The following is a 17905-nucleotide window of genomic DNA, read 5'->3' as shown; positions in this document are numbered from 1 at the left end:
TCCGGCGTCGGCCGGGTCCCGACGAGTTCGAGGCCTCGGGCACCTGGCCGGGTGCACAGGCGCCCAGGGGCCAGGTGCGAAGGGGGGCGGGGCCGGAGGGGCCCGAGCCCTGGGAGGCCACGGGGGAGCTGCCGGCCGACGAGGTGGCGAAGTCGGCCTCGGGCGACGCGGGCGGCGATCCGGTCCCCGCCGGGTGGGACGAGCCCCTGGCCTGGAGTGAGGACCCGCCGCGGGAGGGCTGGAGCGACGACCCGGTCGACCGGCCCGGCGAGGTGCCGACCCGGAGCGCTCCCGGGGATCCTCGTTCGGCCCTGGACCCGCTGGCGTCGGCGCCCGGGGTGGGGGGGACGAGCGAGACCGAGGACCTGCTGGGCCTGGCGATCGAGATGGTGGCCGGTGCCCGCCGGGCTCCGCTGTCGGCCTCGGTGCTGGTGTCCCGGGAGGAGCTGCTGGACCTGCTGGAGCAGGCCCGGCGGGCCCTGCCGGGCGAGCTTCGAGAGGCCCGCTACCTGCTGCGGGAGCGGGAAGCGTTCTTGGCGCAGCAGCGACGGGAAGGCGAGCGGATCCTCGAGGAGGTGCGGGCCCGGGCCGAGCAGATGGTCCAGCGCAGCGAGGTGGTCCGCCAGGCCGAGCAGCAGGCCCAACGCATCCTGGAGGCAGCCCGCCAGGAGGCCCGGCGGTTGCAGCTGGCGGCGGAGGACTACTGCGACGAGCGGCTGGCCAAGCTGGAAGTGGCCCTGGAGCGGACCCTGGGCAGCGTCCGGGCCGGGCGCAAGCGGCTGGCCGGGCAGCGCCAGGGGCCGGGCGCGGGCGGAGCCGGCGGTGGGGGCACGGGCGGGTCGAGGGAGGAGGGCGACGACCATGGGCTCTACGACCAGGACCGGGGCTGAGACCAGGCGGTCGGGCCTGCCCCCAGCGACCGAGGCTGGCCGGAGGGCGGCGGATCCGCCGGTCGAGGACCGGCAGGCCTTCGTGGTGCCGGTGGCCGCCCTCCGCCGCCAGCTGGGTCTGCGCTGGGAACGCCACTGCGAGGGGGTCCTGGCCGAGCTGGCCGTGACCGGCAGCGAGGTGCCGAGGGGTGCGGCCGTGGCGGTCGACGTGGTCCTCGAGGCCGTGGCGGGCGGCGTGACCGTGGTGGGCACCGTCCGGGCCCCCTGGGTCGGGGCCTGCCGACGTTGCCTGAGCCCGGTGACCGGCCGGCTGGACGTTGCGGTCCGGGAGCTCTACGCGCCCGGGGGCGACGGCGACGAGATCTACCCCCTCGAGGACGAGGTCGTCGACCTCAGCCTGCTGGCGCGGGACGCCGTCGTCCTCGAGCTCCCCCCCGCACCCCTCTGCAAGCCGACCTGTCGGGGTCTGTGCCCCGAGTGCGGGGCCAACCGGAACCGGGAGTCCTGCCGGTGCCAGCCGGCGCGGGACCTGCGCTGGGCGGCCCTGGACGTCCTGCGGGAGCGCCCCCGCCCCGAGGGTCCGATCTGATCGTCCCCAGGGCAGGGACGGGCCGGCTATCGTTGCTCGGTCCCCGAGCGAGGTGAGCTGTCATGGCCGTCCCGAAGAAGAAGACGTCGAAGGCGAAGAGCCGGAGCCGGCGGGCGAGCAACTGGGTGTTGCGGCCGCCGGCCCGCAGCGTCTGCCCGCAGTGCCGACAGGCGAAGCTGCCCCACGTGGTCTGCCCCAACTGCGGCTGGTACAAGGGGCGGCAGGCCGTCGAGGTCGACTGAGCAGCGGGCCCGCGGCAAGAGAAGGAGGACCATGGCGGAGGGCAGGCTGCCGGTGGTGGTGGACGCCCTCGGAGGCGACCACGCGCCCGCGGCCGTCGTGGCCGGCGCCCGACGGGCGGTCGACGAGCTGGGCATCCCGGTCGTCCTGGTCGGTCCGCCCGAGCTGGTCGGGGACACCGCTGGCCTCGAGCTGTGGCCCTGCAGCGAGGTGGTGGCCATGGACGAGGATCCCGGCCGGGCGATCCGGACGAAGAAGGACTCCTCGCTGGTCCGGGCGGCCGAGGCGGTCCGGGACGGGCGGGCCGCCGCCATGGTGAGCGCCGGGAACACCGGGGCGACCATGGCCGCAGCCCTGCTGCGCATGGGTCGGATCCGGGGCGTGGCCCGGCCGGCCATCTGCACGCCCATCCCCCGTCCGGGTCAGGCGCCCCGGCTGCTGCTCGACGCCGGGGCCAACGCCGAGTGCAGCCCGGTCATGTTGCTGCAGTTCGCCCAGATGGGCGCGGCCCTGGCCGCGGTTCGCTACGGCCTCGAGGACCCCGCGGTCGGGCTGCTGTCTATCGGGGAGGAGCCCAGCAAGGGCAGCCCCCTGGTGAAGGAGGCCCACGGTCTGCTGGCGGGTCGCTCGGACCTCCGGTTCCTGGGCAACGTGGAGGGTCGGGACCTGCTGGGCGGCCAGTCGGCGGCCGACGTGGTGGTCACCGACGGCTTCACCGGCAACGTCGTGCTGAAAGCCTTGGAGGGCGCCCTGCGGTTCTTGTCCGGGGCGGTCCTCGAGGCGTTCGGGGCGGACGAGGAGGCCAAGGCGGCAGCCGGCGTCCTGCTGCCCCGCCTGGCCCCCCTGGTGGCCGAGCTCGACCCCGACAACACCGGGGGCGCCGTGTTGCTCGGGGTCCGGGGCGTCTGCGTCATCAGCCACGGTTCCTCCTCCGACCAGGCCATCCTCTCGGCTATCCGGGTCGCTGCCGACGCTGCCGACCGGCAGCTGGTGCAGCGGATCGGCCAGTTGGTGGCCGGAGACCAGGGAGCTGAGGAGCTGGCCGACGCCCTCCGGGAGGGCCCCGCTCCGTTGGCGGGGCGCTAGGATCCAGGGCCAGCTCGGAGGCGGGCCGCGGCTGTCCGCCCGAGTGGTCCGCGAGGAACAGGAGCGTGCCGTGCCGGCTGAGACCCACGTGAGCCAGGGGCCGTTGGACCGGGAAGGGGTCTTCGAGCTGATCAGGGACCAGCTCGCCGACATCTTGGAGATCGACCCGTCGAGCATCTCGGAGTCCTCGGCCTTCAGCGAGGACCTCGGGGCGGACTCCCTGGCCCTCATCGAACTGGTCGAGGCCCTGGAGGAGGAGCTGGGCGAACGGGCCGTGGGCTTCCGGATCGAGGACGAGGACCTCGAGGAACTGCGGACGGTGCGCGACGCCGTGGACTACGTCCTGGCCAAGCTCCAGGCCGCCTGACCAGCGGACGGGCGCCGTGGTGCCCGGAGCGGCCGATGGGCGGCCAGGGGCCGGCCCGGGCGGGGCGCCCGACGAGATGGTGCTCGCCCAACGCCTGGGCCTGACCTCGGCCGACCTGGGGCTCCTGGGCCAGGCGCTCTCGCACCGGTCCTGGTGCGCGGAGGTCGGTGAGGCGGCGTCGAACGAACGGCTGGAGTTCCTGGGCGACGCCGTCTTGGGCCTGGCCGTTGCCGAGTACTGCTACCAGCGGTTCCCTGACTTGCCCGAGGGGGGCCTGGCGAAGATCCGCGCCGCGGTGGTGAACACGGCGGTCCTGGCCCGGGTCGGCCGGGAGCTCGGCCTCGGCGAGCACCTGCGGCTCGGGCGGGGGGAGGACGCCTCTGGGGGTCGGCGCAAGCCGTCCATCCTGGCCGACACCGTGGAAGCGGTCATCGGTGCTGTCTACCTCGACCAGGGTTTCGACGCGGCGAAGACGCTGGTTCTGGGCTGGCTTCGGGAACGGATCGAGGTGGCGGCGGCCGGCCCGGGCGCCGAGGACTACAAGACGCGCCTCCAGGAGCTGGCGGTCCGCACGGTCGGTGAGCCCCCCCACTACGAGGTCGAGGGCGAGGGGCCCGACCACGACCGTCGCTACCAGGCTCGGGTGCGGGTCGGGGGGGAGGAGGTCGGGGAGGGCGTGGGACGGTCCAAGAAGGACGCCGAACAAGCGGCGGCCCGAGCGGCCCTGGAGCGGCTCGGGGGGCTGGAGGTCGGGGGGAGCTGAGGTGCCCGAGCTCCCGGAGGTCGAGACGATCCGTCGGGACCTCGAGAAGGAGGTGGTGGGGGCGAAGGTGAGGACCGTCGAGGTCCGCGGCGCCCGGTCCGTTCGCCGGCACCCGAGCCCCGAGGACTTCGTGGCCCGACTCCGAGGGCGGACCGTGGCCAAGGTGCGCCGAGCGGGCAAGTACCTGCTGGTGGACCTCGACGACGGGGCCGTCCTGGTCTGCCACCTGGGGATGAGCGGCCAGCTGCTGCTGGCCTCGGCCAAGGACCCCGTGGCCCCCCACACCCACGTGGTCTGCGGCTTCGAGCGGGCCCGGCAGTTGCGGTTCGTGGACCCCCGCACCTTCGGGGAGCTCTTCGTGACCAGCGCCGCTCAGGTCGGCGAGGAGGTGCCCGAGCTGGCCCACCTCGGGTTCGACCCCCTGGAGGACGTCCTCAGCTGGGAGGAGTTCGGCCGCCGCCTGCGCCAGCGTCGCGCCGACGAGATCCTCTTCGCTGCTGGCCTGCGCTACGACCGGCTCACGACCTCCCTCTCGGCCCAAGAGATCCGGCGGCTCTACCGGGCCATGGTCGAAACCCTGAGCGAGGCCGTCCGCCACCGGGGCAGCTCGCTGGCCGACGAGCAGTACCGGGACCTGTTCGGCGAGGTGGGGGACTACCAGGGCCAGCACCAGGTCTACGACCGGGCCGGCCAGGCCTGTCGGCGGTGTCGCCGGCCCATCGTCCGGGTGAAGGTCCAGGGCCGCTCCACCTACTTCTGCGAGCACTGCCAGAACTGAGCGCGCTCGCGGTCCCGAGCGGGCCGTGCGCCCCCAGCTATGGTGGCCGGCGGTGCACCTGAAGGCCCTGACCATCAAAGGCTTCAAGTCCTTCGCCGAGCCGGTCACCATGCGCTTCGAGCCGGGGGTGACGGTGGTGGTGGGCCCGAACGGCAGCGGCAAGTCCAACGTCGTGGATGCCGTGGCCTGGGTGCTCGGCGCCCAGAGCCCCCGGACCTTCCGGTCCCAGCGAATGGAGGACGTGATCTTTGCCGGTTCGGCCGGCCGACCGCCGCTCGGGCGAGCCGAGGTCTCCCTGACCCTGGACAATGGCGACGGCAAGGTCCCGGGGGGGATGGCCGAGATCACCATCGAGCGCACCCTGTTCCGCTCTGGGGAGAGCGAGTACGCCTTGAACGGCCGGCCGTGTCGCCTCCTGGACATCCAGGAGCTGCTCTCGGACGCCGGCGTGGGGCGCCAGCAGCACGTCATCGTCAGCCAGGGGCAGCTGGACCACGTCCTCCAAGCTCGGCCCGAGGAACGCCGAGCCATCCTGGAGGAAGCAGCCGGGGTGCTCAAGCACCGCCGCCGCCGGGAGCGGGCCGAGCGGCGCCTCGCCGCCACCCAGGAGAACCTCGACCGGCTGGCCGATGTGGTGCGGGAGGTGAAACGGCAGCTCCGGCCGCTCGAACGCCAGGCCTCGGCTGCCCGGCGGCACGCCAGCTTGAGCCGGGAACGGGACCTGCTGGCCAGCTTCTTGCGCCGAGCCGAACTGGCGCACCTCGAGGAACGGCGTCGCCAGCTGGCCGACGAGGGCCGGGTCCTCCACCGTGAGGAGCTCGATGTCCGAGACGAGCTGGCCCAGGTGGAAGAAGCCCTGAGCAGCGCGACCGGGGAGGTCGCCGGCGAGGAGGTCGAAGCGCTGGTGGCCCGGGCCAGCTGGCTGGACGGCCTGGTGGAGCGAGCCCTGGGGTGCCGGCGACGGCTAGAGGAGCGCCAGGCCCGGGTGGCCGAGGCGCTGGCCGACCGCCGCGAGGACCAGGCCCTGGCCGACCTGGCCGGGCAGCTCGACGAGGGTCAGCGTGAGCTGGCCGAGCTCACCGAGGCCCTGGGCCGGGCCCAGGCGGCCCTGGCCGACGCCCAGGCGGCCCAGGCGGCCGCCGAGGAAGCAGCCGCCCAAGCCGGCACGGTCGATGGGGACCTGGCGGCGCTCCGGGGGACCCAGGCCCGCCACGCCGAAGCCCTGGCCACCCGTCAGCACCGCCAACGGGCCCTCGAACGGGAAGAGGCGGCCCTGGCCGGCGCCGAGCAGCGGGTCCGGGAGGCCGACGAGTGGCTCGCCCAGCTGGCCGCCGAGGAAGCGGCCCTCGAGGACGAGGTGCACGAGCTCCACGAGCGGCTCCAGGCGGCCCAGGCCACCGAGCGGACCGCCCAGGGCGCGCTGCGGGAGGCCGAGGAGGCCTTGGCGGTCGCCCAGGGCGCGCTGCGGGAGGCCGAGGGCCAGCGGCACCGCCGGGAGGCCGAGGCCGAGGCCCTGGAGAAGGCGGCGGCCCAGGCCCGGGGGGCCGCCGGTCTCGACCTGGTGCTCGGGCTCCCCGGGGTGCTGGGTCTCCTGGGCGACCTCGTCGAGGTGGAAGCCGGTTGGCGGGAGGCCTTCGAGGCGGCCGTCGGCCCGGCCGTGGCCGCCATCGTCGTGCAGGGCCCGAGCGAAGCCCAGGCGGTGCTGGGCCGCCTCACGGCCAGCACCCAAGGGGGCAGCGTGCTGTTCCCCTCGACCGGCCGGACCCCGGGCCCCGAGCCGAGCCCCGCGGCCGCTCCCCCCATCACCGGGGCGGAGGCCCTCAGCACCCGGGTCCGGGCTCGACAGCCCGCGCTGGCGGACCTGGTGGACGAGCTGCTGGCCGGCGTCTGGGCGGTGCCGGGCGACTGGACCCGGGCCGTCCAGGTGGCCCTCAGCCGCCCGGACCTCGTGCTGGTCACGACCGACGGTGCCCGTTTCGGCCGAGGCGGGTGGCGGGTCGGCGGTCCCGCCATCGTGACCGGCCTGGCCGTCGAGGAGGCCCGGGAGCGGGCGGCCGAAGCCGGTGCCCTGGCTCGGCAGGCCGCGGCCCAGCTGGACGCGGCCGAGCAGCGCGCACAGGCCGCCAAGGCGGCGGTCCAGGAGGCGGTCGGCTCGTTGCGGGCGGCGGAGCGCGCCGCCAGCGAGCGCCGAGCCCAGCTGGAACGCCTGCAGCAGCGTCGGGCCGACCTCTCGGCCGAGAGCACCCGGGCCCGGGCCGCCCTCGACGAAGCCCGGCAGCGGGCAGCCAGCGAGCGGGAAGCCCTCGAGCAGGTCGAGGCCGCCCTGCCGGGTCTGGCCCAGGCCGCCCAGGAGGCCGCCACGGCCTTGGACCAGGCGGAGCGGACCCGCGAGGAGCTCGAAGGGCGCCGACGGCACGCCGCCGAGGAACGCCGACGCTGCGAAGTGGCCATGGCTGGGCTCCAAGAGCGCCACAAGGCCGCCCTGCGGCGCGTGGCCGAGCTGGGGGCCCAGCGCGACCGGCTGGCCGAGCGGGCCCAGGTCGCCCTGGCCCGCCGGGCCCGGGCCGAGGCCGAGGGCCGGATCCTCGAGCAGCTCGGCGCTCGCCTCGACCCGGTGCTGGCCGACGCGGTCGCCCAGCGGGACCAGGTCCGGGCCGCCCGGGACGCCCGGCTGGCTGCCCAACGAGCCCTGGCCAACCGCCTCGAGCAGCTCCAGGGCCAACGCAGCGAGCTCGGCCAGCGCCTGGAAGCCCTCCGGGAGCGTCGGCAGCGTTGCGAGGTCGAGCTGGCTGAGCTTGGGGTGCGGCGGGACCAGCTGCTGGCCGAGCTGGCCCTCGAGGGTTCCCCGGCCGAGGAGGTCCCGACGAGCGCCGAGGAGCTCCGGGAGACCCTCGGGCTGGAGCCGACCGCCGACCTGGCCGGACGCCTGCAGCAGGTCGAGGCCGAGCTCGCCCGGCTCGGACCCGTCAACCCGCTCGCGCTCGAGGAGCTGGCCGCCCTGGAGGAGCGCGCCGGGCAGCTCGACGAGCAGATGGCCGACATCCAGGCGGCCAAGCGGGAGCTCCAGACGGTCATCCGGCAGGTCGACGACGAGGTGGCCCGGCTCTTCGGGGAGACCTTCCTGGACGTCGACCGGCACTTCCAGCAGCTCGTCGCCACCCTCTTCCCCGGCGGCAGCGGCCGGCTCGTCCTGACCGACCCCGAAGACCCCCTCGGCACTGGGGTCGAGGTCGAGGCCCGGCCGGCTGGCAAGCAGGTCAAGCGGCTCTCGCTGCTCTCGGGCGGGGAACGGTCCTTGGTGGCCCTCGCCTTCCTCTTCGCCGTGGCCCGCAGCCGTCCCTCGCCCTTCTACCTCATGGACGAGGTCGAGGCCGCCCTCGACGACGTCAACCTCCACCGCTTCCTGGGCCTCGTCCAGCAGTTCCGCCAGGAGGCCCAGCTGATCATCGTCAGCCACCAGAAGCGGACCATGGAGGCCGCCGACGCCCTCTACGGGGTCACCATGCACGCCGGCGGCTACTCCAAGGTGGTCAGCCAGCGCATCGAGCGCCACCACCCGGCCTCGAACCCCCTGGACCACGACCCGGACCCCACGGGCGTGTCGGTAGGCTCCTGAGGCCGTGCTGGCCCTCTGGATCGTCCTCGGCGTCCTCGTCCTCGTCCTCCTCTCCGCTGGGGGAGTCGGGCTGCGCCGGGTCCGGTCCCGCCGGAGCGCCCCTGGGGCCAAGCCCACCGCGGCCGGGCCCGCCCCCGCCCCCACCCGACCAGCGACCCCGTCCCGGCCTGGGCGCCCGCCGGCCGACGCGCCCCCCCAGGCGCCTCCGGGCTCCCCTCAGGCGAAGCCCGACGCGGTTTCACCGGCGGCGGTCCCCACCGAGACTGCGCCGGCCGGCGCGCCGGCCGAGGAAGCACCGGTCAGCGGTGCCCCCGCCCTCCGAGCGCCGACCGGGGAGCCTGGTGCGGCGGACACCGTCGCCGGCGAGCGTGGACCGGAGGGTGCGGCCCCCGCTCCTGAGGCCCCCGCCGGAGAGGTCCCCGCCCCGGCCGTCCGGCCCCGGATCGGGGAGCGGCTGGGCCGGACCCGTGAGCGCTTCGCCGCCGCCCTGCGGGGCCTGCGAGGCGGCGGCCTGGAGGAGGAGACCTGGGAGCTGCTGGAGGAAGCCCTCTTGGGGGCAGACGTCGGCCTGGCCACCACCAGCGAGCTCCTCGATGGCCTCCGGGAGCGGGTCAGGGCCGGGGAGCTGCGGGACGGGGACGCAGTCGTCGGTGCCTTGAAGGCGGAGCTGGTCCGGACCCTGGACGCCGCAGGGAGCCGGGAGCTCCAGCTGGCGCCGGCCCCAGGCCAACCCGACGTGTGGCTGTTCGTGGGGGTCAACGGGGTGGGCAAGACCACGACCATCGGCAAAGTGGCCCGTCAGCAGGTCGAGGAGGGCCGGCGGGTCCTGCTGGCCGCGGGCGACACCTTCCGGGCCGCAGCCGCCGACCAGCTGGCCACCTGGGCGGCCAGGGCCGAAGTGGAGCTGGTCAGGGGCGCCCCCGGGGGTGACCCCGGGGCGGTGGTCTTCGACGCGGTGCAGCGGGCCGCGGCCCGCGGCTACGACCTGGTCCTGGCAGACACGGCCGGCCGGTTGCACACGAAGGTCAACCTCATCGAGGAGCTGAAGAAGATCCGGCGGGTCGCGGACCGAGGACCGGGTCGGGTCCGGGAGGTCCTGCTGGTCCTCGACGCCACCACCGGCCAGAACGGCCTCCAGCAGGCCCGGCAGTTCCTGGAGGCGGTCGGCGTGACCGGCGTGGTGCTGACGAAGCTGGACGGCACCGCGAAGGGCGGGGTCATCGTTCCCATCCAGCGGGACCTGGGCATCCCGGTGAAGCTGGTCGGCATCGGCGAAGGGGCCGACGACCTCGTGCCCTTCGACGCCGAGCAGTTCGTCGAGGGCCTCTTCGCCGGCGTCGACCTGGCCTGAGGCTGGTCGGTTGGCGGCGGTCCGCCCAGGTAGCCTGGGCGGACCATGTTCGACACCCTCTCCGAGCGGCTCGAAGGGATCCTCGGTCGCCTGCGCGGCCGGGGACGGCTGAGCGCCGCCGACGTCGACCAGGCCCTGCGGGAGATCCGGGCTGCTCTGCTGGAAGCCGACGTGCACGTCCGGGTGGTGCGGTCCCTCGTCGACGGGGTCCGCAGCCAGCTGGTCGGGGAGGAGCTGGCCCGCAGCCTGAGCCCTGGCCAGCAGGTCGTCCGAGCGGTCCACCGAGAGCTCATCCGGGCCCTCGGTGGGGAGTCGCTGCGCCTCACCTACGCCTCGCCGCCGCCCACCGTGATCCTCCTGGCCGGCCTGCAGGGGTCGGGCAAGACCACGACGGCCGCCAAGCTTGCCCGCTGGTTCCGCCAGCAGGGCCACCAGCCCCTCCTCGTCGGGGCTGACCTGCAGCGACCAGCCGCGGTGGAGCAGCTGCGGATCCTGGCCGAGCAAGCCCAGGTCCCCTTCTTCAGTCAACCCACCGACCCCGTCCAGGTCGCCCGGGCCGGCCGGCAGGAAGCGGAGCGGCTGGGTCGAGACGTGGTCATCGTCGACACCGCCGGTCGGCTGGCCATCGACGCCGAGCTCATGGACGAGGTCCGCCGGATCTCTGAGGCGGTCGACCCTCACTACACCTTCCTGGTGGTCGACGCCATGACCGGCCAGGACGCCGTGGGCACCGCCGAGGCCTTCCACGCCACCTTGACCCTCGACGGGCTCATCCTGACGAAGCTCGACGGTGACGCCCGGGGCGGGGCGGCGCTCAGCGTCAAGGAGGTCGTCGGCAAGCCCATCGCCTTCGCCGCCACCGGCGAGCGACTCGCCGACTTCGACCTCTTCCACCCCGACCGCATGGCCAGCCGCATCCTCGGCATGGGCGACGTCCTGAGCCTCATCGAGCAGGCCGAACGGGAGATGGACCGGGACGTGGCCCTGAAGGGCGCGACTGCCCTGGTCGAGGGCCGGTTCACCTTGGAGGACTTCCTCACCCAGCTCCAGCAGGTCAAGCGCCTCGGATCCCTCGGCGGCCTGCTCTCGCTCCTGCCCGGGGTGCCCAAGGAGCTCAAGCAGGCCAACGCGGCCATCGACGACCGGGAGGTGGCCAGGGTCGAGGCCATCATCCGTTCCATGACCCCCGCCGAACGGATCGACCCGAGCATCATCGACGGGTCCCGTCGGCAGCGGATCGCCCGGGGGAGCGGCACCAGCACCCAGGAGGTCAACCAGCTCCTCCGCCAGTTCAAGGAAGCCCAGCAGCTCATGCGCCAGCCCGGCCTGCTGGCGGGCATGCTGGGCGGCCGAGGCAAGCTGGCCCGGGCCCTCCAGGCCCAAGGCGACCTGCCCGGGCTGCCCGATCCCGGTCCCCCCACGCGCGCAGGACGGGGTGGCTTGGGTGGGCTGCTCTCGGGGGTCGGCTCGAACCTCCTGGCCGACGGCCTCCGGGCCGAGGACCCCCTGGGCGCAACAACGGCCGGGAACCGGACCGGGGGCGCGAAGAGCGGCGGCAGCAAGGGCGGCAAGAAGGGCAAGGGGGGCAAGCGGCGAGGCGGACGGGTCACCCCCAAGGGAGGCCGCTGAACCCGCCGCCGAGTGCCCAGGCCGAGGGAGGCCGTTGAGTCCGCAAGGGCCTGTTGGCCTGCGGACCCTGGGCCTGGCAGAATAAGAGGTCCCGTTCGGGAGGCCGAGCGGGCAGAGCGAGGATAGGACGTCGACCGTGGCCGTGAAGCTGCGCCTCATGCGCATGGGCAAGAAGAAGCAGCCGACCTACCGGGTGGTGGCAGCAGACAGCCGGGCTCCCCGAGACGGTCGGTTCCTGGAGGTCGTCGGGTTCTACGCCCCTCGGGGCCGTTCCACGACGGACCAGGCTGCCGTGGTGCAGATCGACGTCGACAAGGCCCGGCGGTGGCTCGAGCGAGGCGCCCAGCCCACCGAGCCGGTCAGTCGGCTCCTGCGCACCGCTGGCATCGGCGCGGCGTCGGCGGACGACCGGTCGTGAGCGACCCCTCGGTCTCCCCGGCCAGCGTCGACGGCCAGCAGCCCGTGGAGGCGCCGGCACCGGGATCGCCTTCGGGCCAGCCGGGACGGAGCCGGGCCGAGGCCACGCTGCGGTACCTGGTCGAGCAGCTCGCTGACCACCCCGAGGAGATCCGCGTCGAGGCCGACCACGACGCTACCGGTGCCCGTTTCCGGGTCCAGGTCGGACCCGACGACATGGGTCGGGTCATCGGGCGACGGGGCCGGACCGCGCAGGCCATCCGCACCGTGGTCCGGGTCGCCGGCGCCCGGGACGGCGTCAGCGCGACCAGCGTGGAGTTCGAGGACCGCTGAGCCCACCGCTCGCCGCAGGACCGCCCGATCCGGGCCGGGCCCAGCGCAACCTCGAGGTCGGCCGGGTGGTGCGAGCCCACGGTCTTCGGGGCGAGGTCGTCGTGGAGCTCTGGAGCAACCGTCCCGAACGGCGCCAGCCTGGGGCCGAGCTCATCGCTCGGCTCCCGGACCACGAACGACCGCTGGTGGTGCTGGCCAGCCGCCCCTTTGGGCCCGGCGCCCAGGACCCCGTCTCCCGCTGGCTGGTCCGCTTCGAAACCGTGTCGGACCGCACCGCGGCCGAAGCCCTGCGCGGTGCGGTGCTCCTCGGTCAGCCCATCGCGGATCCCGACGCCCTCTGGGTCGACGAGCTCTGTGGCGCTCGCCTCGTCGATCCAACGGGGCGCCCCGTTGGGGAGGTGCGGGCCGTGCTGGCCAACCCCGCCAGCGATCTCCTCGAACTCGCCGACGGCCGCCTCCTGCCCCTGCGGTTTGTCGTGGGCCGGACCGACGAGGGCTTCGTCGTGGAAGCTCCCGCGGGCCTCCTCGACGACCCGCCGTCCTGAGCCGTCCGCCGCGCCCCGGCCATGGCCAGCTGCCCCCCCGCTCCGGCGCCAGCGTCGAGCCCCGGTCCCTGGCGCATCGAGGTCCTCACCATCTTCCCCCAGCTCGTGCAGGGCTACGCCTCCATCGCCCTCCTGGCCCGGGCCCAAGCGGCCGGCGTGCTGGACCTGCGGGTCCACGACCTCCGCCACGGGGCCGACGATCCCCGCCGCTCGGTCGACGACGCCCCCTTCGGCGGCGGCGCCGGCATGGTCCTCGCCCCCGAGCCCATCGCCCGGGTCGTCGAGACCGTCCAGCCCCGACGCCCCCTCATCCTCTTGAGCCCCGCCGGACGGCGCCTCGACCAGGGCCTGGTCGAGGAGCTGGCCCACCTGGGCCTGCCCGACGCCCCAGGCTTCAGCCTCCTGTGCGGCCGCTACGAGGGCGTCGACCAGCGGGTGGTCGAGGCCCTCGTCGACCAGGAGCTCTCCATCGGCGACTACGTCCTCGCCGGCGGCGAGCTGGCTGCCCTCGTCGTCCTCGAGGCGGTCGCCCGACTGCTCCCCGGCGTCCTCGGCAACGAGGCCTCGCCCCTCGAGGAGAGCTTCAGCCGGGGTCTCCTCGAATACCCCCAGTACACCCGGCCGGCCACCTGGCGGGGCCGGGCCGTGCCCCCCGTGCTCCTGAGCGGCGACCACGGCCGCGTCGCCCGCTGGCGAGCCGCCATGGCCCTGTGGCGCACCCAGCAGCGACGCCCCGACCTCCTCGCCGCCCGAGGCGGCCTCACCCCCGCGGAACAGGCCCTTCTCGACGAGCTGCCCAAGCTCACCGGCGCCGAGCCCCCTCCTCCCTCCGGGGCGGGGTCCTCGGGCGAGTCCGACCCGGGCGAAGGGTCGGGGGGGGTGCCGCTCGGCTAACCTAGAGGGCCCGACCCCCCGCGTGGGCCACGTCCCTCGCGGCCGTGGGGTCATCGACCGAGCCGGGAAGGACGCCAGTCATGCAGCCCACGGACATCGTCGATCGGGACCAGTTCAGGGACGACGTGCCGGCTTTCCGTCCCGGCGACACCGTCAAGGTCCACGTCCGGGTCGTCGAAGGCAACCGGGAGCGCATCCAGGTCTTCCAGGGTCCGGTGATCCGCCGCCAGGGCAGCGGAGCCCGGGAAACCTTCACCGTGCGGAAGGTCAGCTTCGGCGTGGGGGTCGAGCGGACCTTCCCGGTCCACTCCCCAGCCTTGGCCAAGATCGAACTGGTCAGCGAGGGCGACGTGCGCCGGGCCAAGCTCTACTACCTCCGAGGCCGAGTCGGCCGGGCCGCGAAGATCAAGGAGAAGCGGTCCCCCCGCCCCGCATGACCGCCCTCGCGCCGGCGTCGGCCCCGTGCTCGACCGCCCGAGCCTCTCTGGCCAGCGGCTGGGGGGCGGGCCGGTGAGCGAAGAGGAGCTGGAGCGCTACGAAGCCGAGATCGAGCTGGCCCTCGTCCAGGAGTACCGGACGGTCCTGCCGCTGTTCCGCTACGTCGTCGAGACCGAGCGCCGCTTCTACCTCGCCAACGACGTCAAGGTCAGCGTCCAGCAGACCTCGCCCCCCTGGGTCGAGCTCGAGCTCAGCGACGCCTGGGTCTGGGACATGTACCGCCCGGCTCGCTTCGTCCCGAGCGTCCGGGTCCTGACCTTCCGGGACGTCAACATCGAACGGCTCCCCGAGCGAGACACCTGACGCCCCCCGGCTCGCTCCCCAGCCAGGTTGCTGCGAGGTGCCCGAGGAATCCTCGGGTCATGGTCCCTCCGTCCCCGACTCCCGCTCCGTCGCCGGCCGAACTCGGCCGCCGGGCCGAGGACCTCGTCGCTGCCCACTACCGCCGAGCTGGGTGGGCCGTCCTGGCCACCCGCTGGTCCTGTCCCCTCGGGGAGCTCGACCTCGTCTGCCGACGGTCCCACCCCGACCCCGTCCTGGTCTTCGTCGAGGTCAAGGCCCGCCGCAGCCCGCACGGTGGCGACCCTCGGGCTGCCCTCACCCCGGCCAAGTGGGCCCGGCTGCGCCGAGCGGCCGGCTGCTGGCTGGCCGCTCACCCCGCACCCGTGCAGGCCCCGCCAGGTCGCGGCCCCTCGAGCACCCCTCGGTCCTCCTGGGGAGCGTTCCGCTTCGACCTGGCCGCTGTCTCCTGGCCAGCGGGCTCGGCTCGCCCCCGCATCGAAATCATCGAAGGGCTCGCCTGAGGCCGCCACCAGGCCGCTCGGGCGCGCCCGATGGAGCGCCGCTCGCGGGTCCTCTAGGGTCGGGGCGTGCAGAACCCCGTCCTGGTCGAGCGGTCGGCTGGCGTGGTCACCGTCACCCTGAACCGCCCCGAGCGCAAGAACGCAGCGAACGCTGCCACATGGCAGGCCCTCTGGGAGACCCTCGTCGAGGTCCGCCGACGCGCCGAGGACCGGGTGGTCGTCCTGACCGGCGCCGGGGGCGACTTCTGCTCGGGAGCCGACCTGGCCGACGGCGCCGGCCTGAGCGGCAACCCCGACGACCACCGCCTGCGCGGCATGCTCTTCCTCGGGGAGGTCGTCCAGGCCCTTCACGACCTTCCCCAGCCGACGATCGCGAAGATCCGAGGGGTCGCCGCCGGGGCCGGCCTCAGCCTGGCTCTCGGATGCGACCTCACGGTGGTGGCCCGATCGGCTCGCCTCACGACCATCTTCGCCAAGCGAGGCCTCTCCCTGGACGCCGGGGCCTCCTGGCTGCTCCCTCGGCTGGTCGGCCTGCACCGGGCCAAAGAGCTGGCCTTCTTCGGCGGGATGCTCTCCGCCGATGACGCCGAGCGCCTCGGTTTGGTGAACCGGGTGGTCGAGGACGACCAGCTCGACGCGGTGGTGGCCGACTGGGCGGCCGAGCTGGCCGCCGGACCGCCCCTGGCGCTCGCCATGACGAAGCGCCTGCTCGACCACGGCAGCCGGAGCAGCCTGGCCGAGGCCCTCGACGCCGAGGCCTTCGCCCAGTCGGTGAACTTCTCGACCGCCGATACCGCCGAGGCCTTGCGGGCCTTCCTGGAGAAGCGGACGCCTCGCTTCCAGGGTCGCTGACCGGCCGGCGGCGACGGCCGCGTCACCGGATCCTCGTGGGCGCGAGCGGGGGCGGGGTCTGGCAGGTCCGAGCGGCGTTGTGGAGTTTGTGTGACATGTTGTGAAACGGGTCGGGCCTCGCCCATCACCCCCGAGCCCGGGCTCCGTCCGAGGGGCGACCCGCCGCCCAGATCCCGGGCTGCCATCCCCTCGACCGCGTCACGCCGGGGCGCTAGCCTGCTCATGGCGTCCTCCGGCCGCCCGGGACGCGACCGAGCGAGGTGTGCACGCCTCGTCGGTGCATGCCGGGCGGCCTGCGGGTCGCCAGGCTCGCCGTCCCGTCGGGAACCCCCCGTGGGCAGGTCGGGGCGGGCTGATCGGCGTGTGCCCGTGGACCGAGGCGTCCGGCACGGCCCAACTGGCGGATGGCGAGGCGCACGGCGGCCACGGAGCACAGGGTGGGCGCCGTCGGGGCCTCGCGACGGGCGAGCGAGGTGGCGGGTGCTGGCTCGAGCATGGGCGGCGACCCGGCAGGGGGTCGACGGGCAGCCGGTCGAAGTCGAGGTGCACGTCTCGAACGGCTTCCCCGGGTTCACCATCGTCGGGTTGCCGGACGCGGCGGTCCGAGAGTCGAGGGACCGGGTCCGCTCGGCGCTGCTCTCGTGTGGGCAGCGCTGGCCGCAGCGTCGGGTGACGGTGAACCTGGCACCCTCGGGGCTGCGGAAGGCAGGGCCAGGTCTCGACCTGGCCATCGCGGTGGCGCTGCTGGGAGCGCAAGGGGTCGTTCCCCCGGGGGCGGCCGAGGGGTTGGGGTTCGTGGGAGAGCTGGGTCTGGATGGGTCCCTGCGGCCGGTGCCGGGGCTCCTGGCGATGGTGCTCTGCCTGGCCTCCTGTGTCCGGGAGGGGGTCGTGGTGCCGGCTGGGGCTGCCGGCGAGGCCGGCCTGGGGGTCGGGCAGCGGGCCCGGCCGGTGCCGTCGTTGGGGGTCCTGATCGGGGTCCTGCGGGGCGAGCGGCGTTGGCCGCCACTGACGGGCCTGGCCGCCGCGCAGGGAAGGAGCGGTGAAGCGGCGGGTGGTGCCGGGCCGTGGGGGGAAGCGGACCTGGCGGAGGTGCGGGGCCAGCAGCTCGGTCGGCGGGCCCTGGAGGTCGCCGCCGCGGGGCGGCATCACCTGCTGCTCGTCGGGCCACCGGGGTCGGGGAAGACGATGCTGGCTCAGCGACTGCCGGGCCTGCTGCCGGACCTGGACCGGGAGGCGGCCCTGGAGGTTGCTCGGGTGTGGTCGGCAGCCGGCCTGCGCTGGGGGGAGGAGGGACTGCCCCGGCGGCCGCCGGTTCGGGCTCCCCACCACGGGATCACGGCGGTCGGGCTGGTGGGGGGCGGTGCGGACCTCGGGCCGGGGGAGGTGAGCCTCGCGCACCGAGGGGTGCTGTTCTTGGACGAGCTCGGCCAGGTGGCGCCGGCCACCCTGCAGAGTCTGCGGGAACCCCTGGACGAGGGGGTGGTGCGGGTGGCCCGGGCGGGGGTGCGGGCGGTGCTGCCCGCCTCGGTGCTGTTGGTGGGGGCGATGAACCCGTGTCCGTGCGGGGAGGGGCTGCCCGGTGGGTGGTGCCGGTGCCGACCAGCCGAGCGGGCCCGTTACCTCCAGCGGGTCTCGGGGCCCCTGCTCGACCGGTTCGACCTGGTGGTCGGGGTGCCGAAAGTGCCTGTCGACGAGCTGCTGTCCCGGGCCGAGGGCGAGTGCACGGCGACGGTGGCGGCCCGGGTCGCGGCCGCTCGGGCTCGCGCGGCGAGCCGGCGGGCGGGACCTGCAGGCCGGGACGGGCTGGCGGGGTGGTCGGCGTCGGCCCGGGCGCTGCTCGAACGGCAGCTGCGGGCCGGCCGGCTGAGCGCTCGGGGAGCGGGCAAGGTGGCGGCGGTCGCTCGGACCGTGGCCGACCTGGGGGCGGAGGACGAGGTGGGGGAGACGGCGGTGGCCGAGGCCCTGGCGCTCCGAGCCGGTCTCGGCCTGCTGGCGCCAGGTGGGCGGTGGTGAGGTCAGGAGGTCCGGCATGGGCAGCGCCAGCCGGGCCGAGCAGGCGGGACCGGGAGGCCGAGTTGGCCGTGGCGGCGCTGGCTCGGGTTGTGCTGAACCCGGTGCTGGTGGGTCGGCTGCTGGCGGGGTGGGGGCCGGTGGAGGCGTGGGAGGCGCTGCGGGGGGGCCAGCATCCCCTGGACCCCGAGGGGCGGTGGCGGGAGGCCGCCCGGCGCCTGGACCTAGGTGGGCTGGGGGCGGT

18 protein-coding genes and 1 pseudogene are annotated in these 17905 nt (G+C 74.9%); all 19 read left to right on the top strand.

What is annotated here, in order from left to right; translation table 11 throughout:
- Positions 1-74 precede the first annotated feature (74 nt).
- The 19 genes and pseudogenes from Acit_RS10915 (at position 75) to Acit_RS10825 (ending at position 17664) form a co-directional block, all read left to right on the top strand.
- A complete protein-coding gene (locus Acit_RS10915; protein ID WP_248109001.1) occupies positions 75-890 on the top strand; it encodes a hypothetical protein in 816 nt (271 codons plus the stop codon).
- Positions 862-1479, top strand: a complete 618-nt coding sequence (locus Acit_RS10910) for a YceD family protein (RefSeq protein ID WP_248108999.1) — start codon at positions 862-864, stop codon at positions 1477-1479. Before Acit_RS10915 ends, Acit_RS10910 begins: the two co-directional genes overlap by 29 nt.
- A gap of 62 nt (positions 1480-1541) precedes the next feature.
- Positions 1542-1721, top strand: coding sequence for a 50S ribosomal protein L32 (rpmF, locus tag Acit_RS10905; RefSeq protein ID WP_248108997.1), 180 nt, complete (start codon positions 1542-1544; stop codon positions 1719-1721).
- A 31-nt stretch (positions 1722-1752) separates the two neighbouring features.
- Positions 1753-2805, top strand: coding sequence for a phosphate acyltransferase PlsX (plsX, locus tag Acit_RS10900; protein WP_248108995.1), 1053 nt, complete (start codon positions 1753-1755; stop codon positions 2803-2805).
- A 70-nt stretch (positions 2806-2875) separates the two neighbouring features.
- Entirely contained in the window at positions 2876-3172 is a 297-nt protein-coding gene (locus Acit_RS10895) for an acyl carrier protein (protein ID WP_248108993.1), read from the top strand.
- A 19-nt stretch (positions 3173-3191) separates the two neighbouring features.
- Entirely contained in the window at positions 3192-3935 is a 744-nt protein-coding gene (gene rnc / locus Acit_RS10890) for a ribonuclease III (protein WP_248108991.1), read from the top strand.
- Position 3936: 1 nt separating this feature from the next.
- Positions 3937-4713: a DNA-formamidopyrimidine glycosylase family protein gene (locus tag Acit_RS13695; protein WP_248108988.1), complete on the top strand. Its 777-nt coding sequence runs from the start codon at positions 3937-3939 to the stop codon at positions 4711-4713.
- 52 nt (positions 4714-4765) lie between these two features.
- Positions 4766-8329 (top strand): chromosome segregation protein SMC, encoded by a 3564-nt coding sequence (gene smc, locus Acit_RS10880; RefSeq protein ID WP_248108986.1) that lies wholly within the window; start codon positions 4766-4768, stop codon positions 8327-8329.
- Positions 8330-8333: 4 nt separating this feature from the next.
- A complete protein-coding gene (ftsY, locus tag Acit_RS10875; protein ID WP_248108984.1) occupies positions 8334-9680 on the top strand; it encodes a signal recognition particle-docking protein FtsY in 1347 nt (448 codons plus the stop codon).
- A 45-nt stretch (positions 9681-9725) separates the two neighbouring features.
- A pseudogene (gene ffh / locus Acit_RS10870) lies at positions 9726-11347 on the top strand (signal recognition particle protein).
- Positions 11348-11445: 98 nt separating this feature from the next.
- Positions 11446-11727 (top strand): 30S ribosomal protein S16, encoded by a 282-nt coding sequence (gene rpsP / locus Acit_RS10865; protein WP_248108981.1) that lies wholly within the window; start codon positions 11446-11448, stop codon positions 11725-11727.
- A complete protein-coding gene (locus Acit_RS10860; RefSeq protein WP_248108980.1) occupies positions 11724-12059 on the top strand; it encodes a KH domain-containing protein in 336 nt (111 codons plus the stop codon). The genes rpsP and Acit_RS10860 overlap by 4 nt, the downstream gene beginning before the upstream one ends.
- Positions 12056-12604, top strand: coding sequence for a ribosome maturation factor RimM (locus tag Acit_RS10855; protein ID WP_282436809.1), 549 nt, complete (start codon positions 12056-12058; stop codon positions 12602-12604). Before Acit_RS10860 ends, Acit_RS10855 begins: the two co-directional genes overlap by 4 nt.
- 21 nt (positions 12605-12625) lie before the next feature.
- Positions 12626-13498 carry a tRNA (guanosine(37)-N1)-methyltransferase TrmD gene (gene trmD, locus Acit_RS10850; protein ID WP_248108978.1) on the top strand — a complete coding sequence of 291 codons (873 nt, stop codon included), beginning with the start codon at positions 12626-12628 and terminating at the stop codon, positions 13496-13498.
- Positions 13499-13578: 80 nt separating this feature from the next.
- Positions 13579-13935 carry a 50S ribosomal protein L19 gene (gene rplS / locus Acit_RS10845; RefSeq protein WP_248108976.1) on the top strand — a complete coding sequence of 119 codons (357 nt, stop codon included), beginning with the start codon at positions 13579-13581 and terminating at the stop codon, positions 13933-13935.
- 73 nt (positions 13936-14008) lie between these two features.
- A complete protein-coding gene (locus Acit_RS10840; protein ID WP_248108974.1) occupies positions 14009-14299 on the top strand; it encodes a DUF2469 family protein in 291 nt (96 codons plus the stop codon).
- Positions 14300-14358: 59 nt separating this feature from the next.
- The gene (locus Acit_RS10835) at positions 14359-14799 is read left to right on the top strand and encodes a YraN family protein (RefSeq protein ID WP_248108972.1); all 441 of its coding nucleotides are present in this window, start codon (positions 14359-14361) and stop codon (positions 14797-14799) included.
- A 66-nt stretch (positions 14800-14865) separates the two neighbouring features.
- Entirely contained in the window at positions 14866-15651 is a 786-nt protein-coding gene (locus Acit_RS10830; RefSeq protein WP_248108971.1) for an enoyl-CoA hydratase/isomerase family protein, read from the top strand.
- Positions 15652-16131: 480 nt separating this feature from the next.
- Positions 16132-17664 carry a YifB family Mg chelatase-like AAA ATPase gene (locus Acit_RS10825; RefSeq protein WP_312710508.1) on the top strand — a complete coding sequence of 511 codons (1533 nt, stop codon included), beginning with the start codon at positions 16132-16134 and terminating at the stop codon, positions 17662-17664.
- The last annotated feature ends 241 nt before the right edge of the window (positions 17665-17905 follow it).

Origin of the sequence: Aciditerrimonas ferrireducens (assembly GCF_023130475.1) — a bacterium.
GTDB lineage: Bacteria > Actinomycetota > Acidimicrobiia > Acidimicrobiales > UBA8190 > Aciditerrimonas > Aciditerrimonas ferrireducens.
Note: the sequence above shows the minus strand (reverse complement) of the source record. Positions and strands in the feature narration are given on the sequence as shown.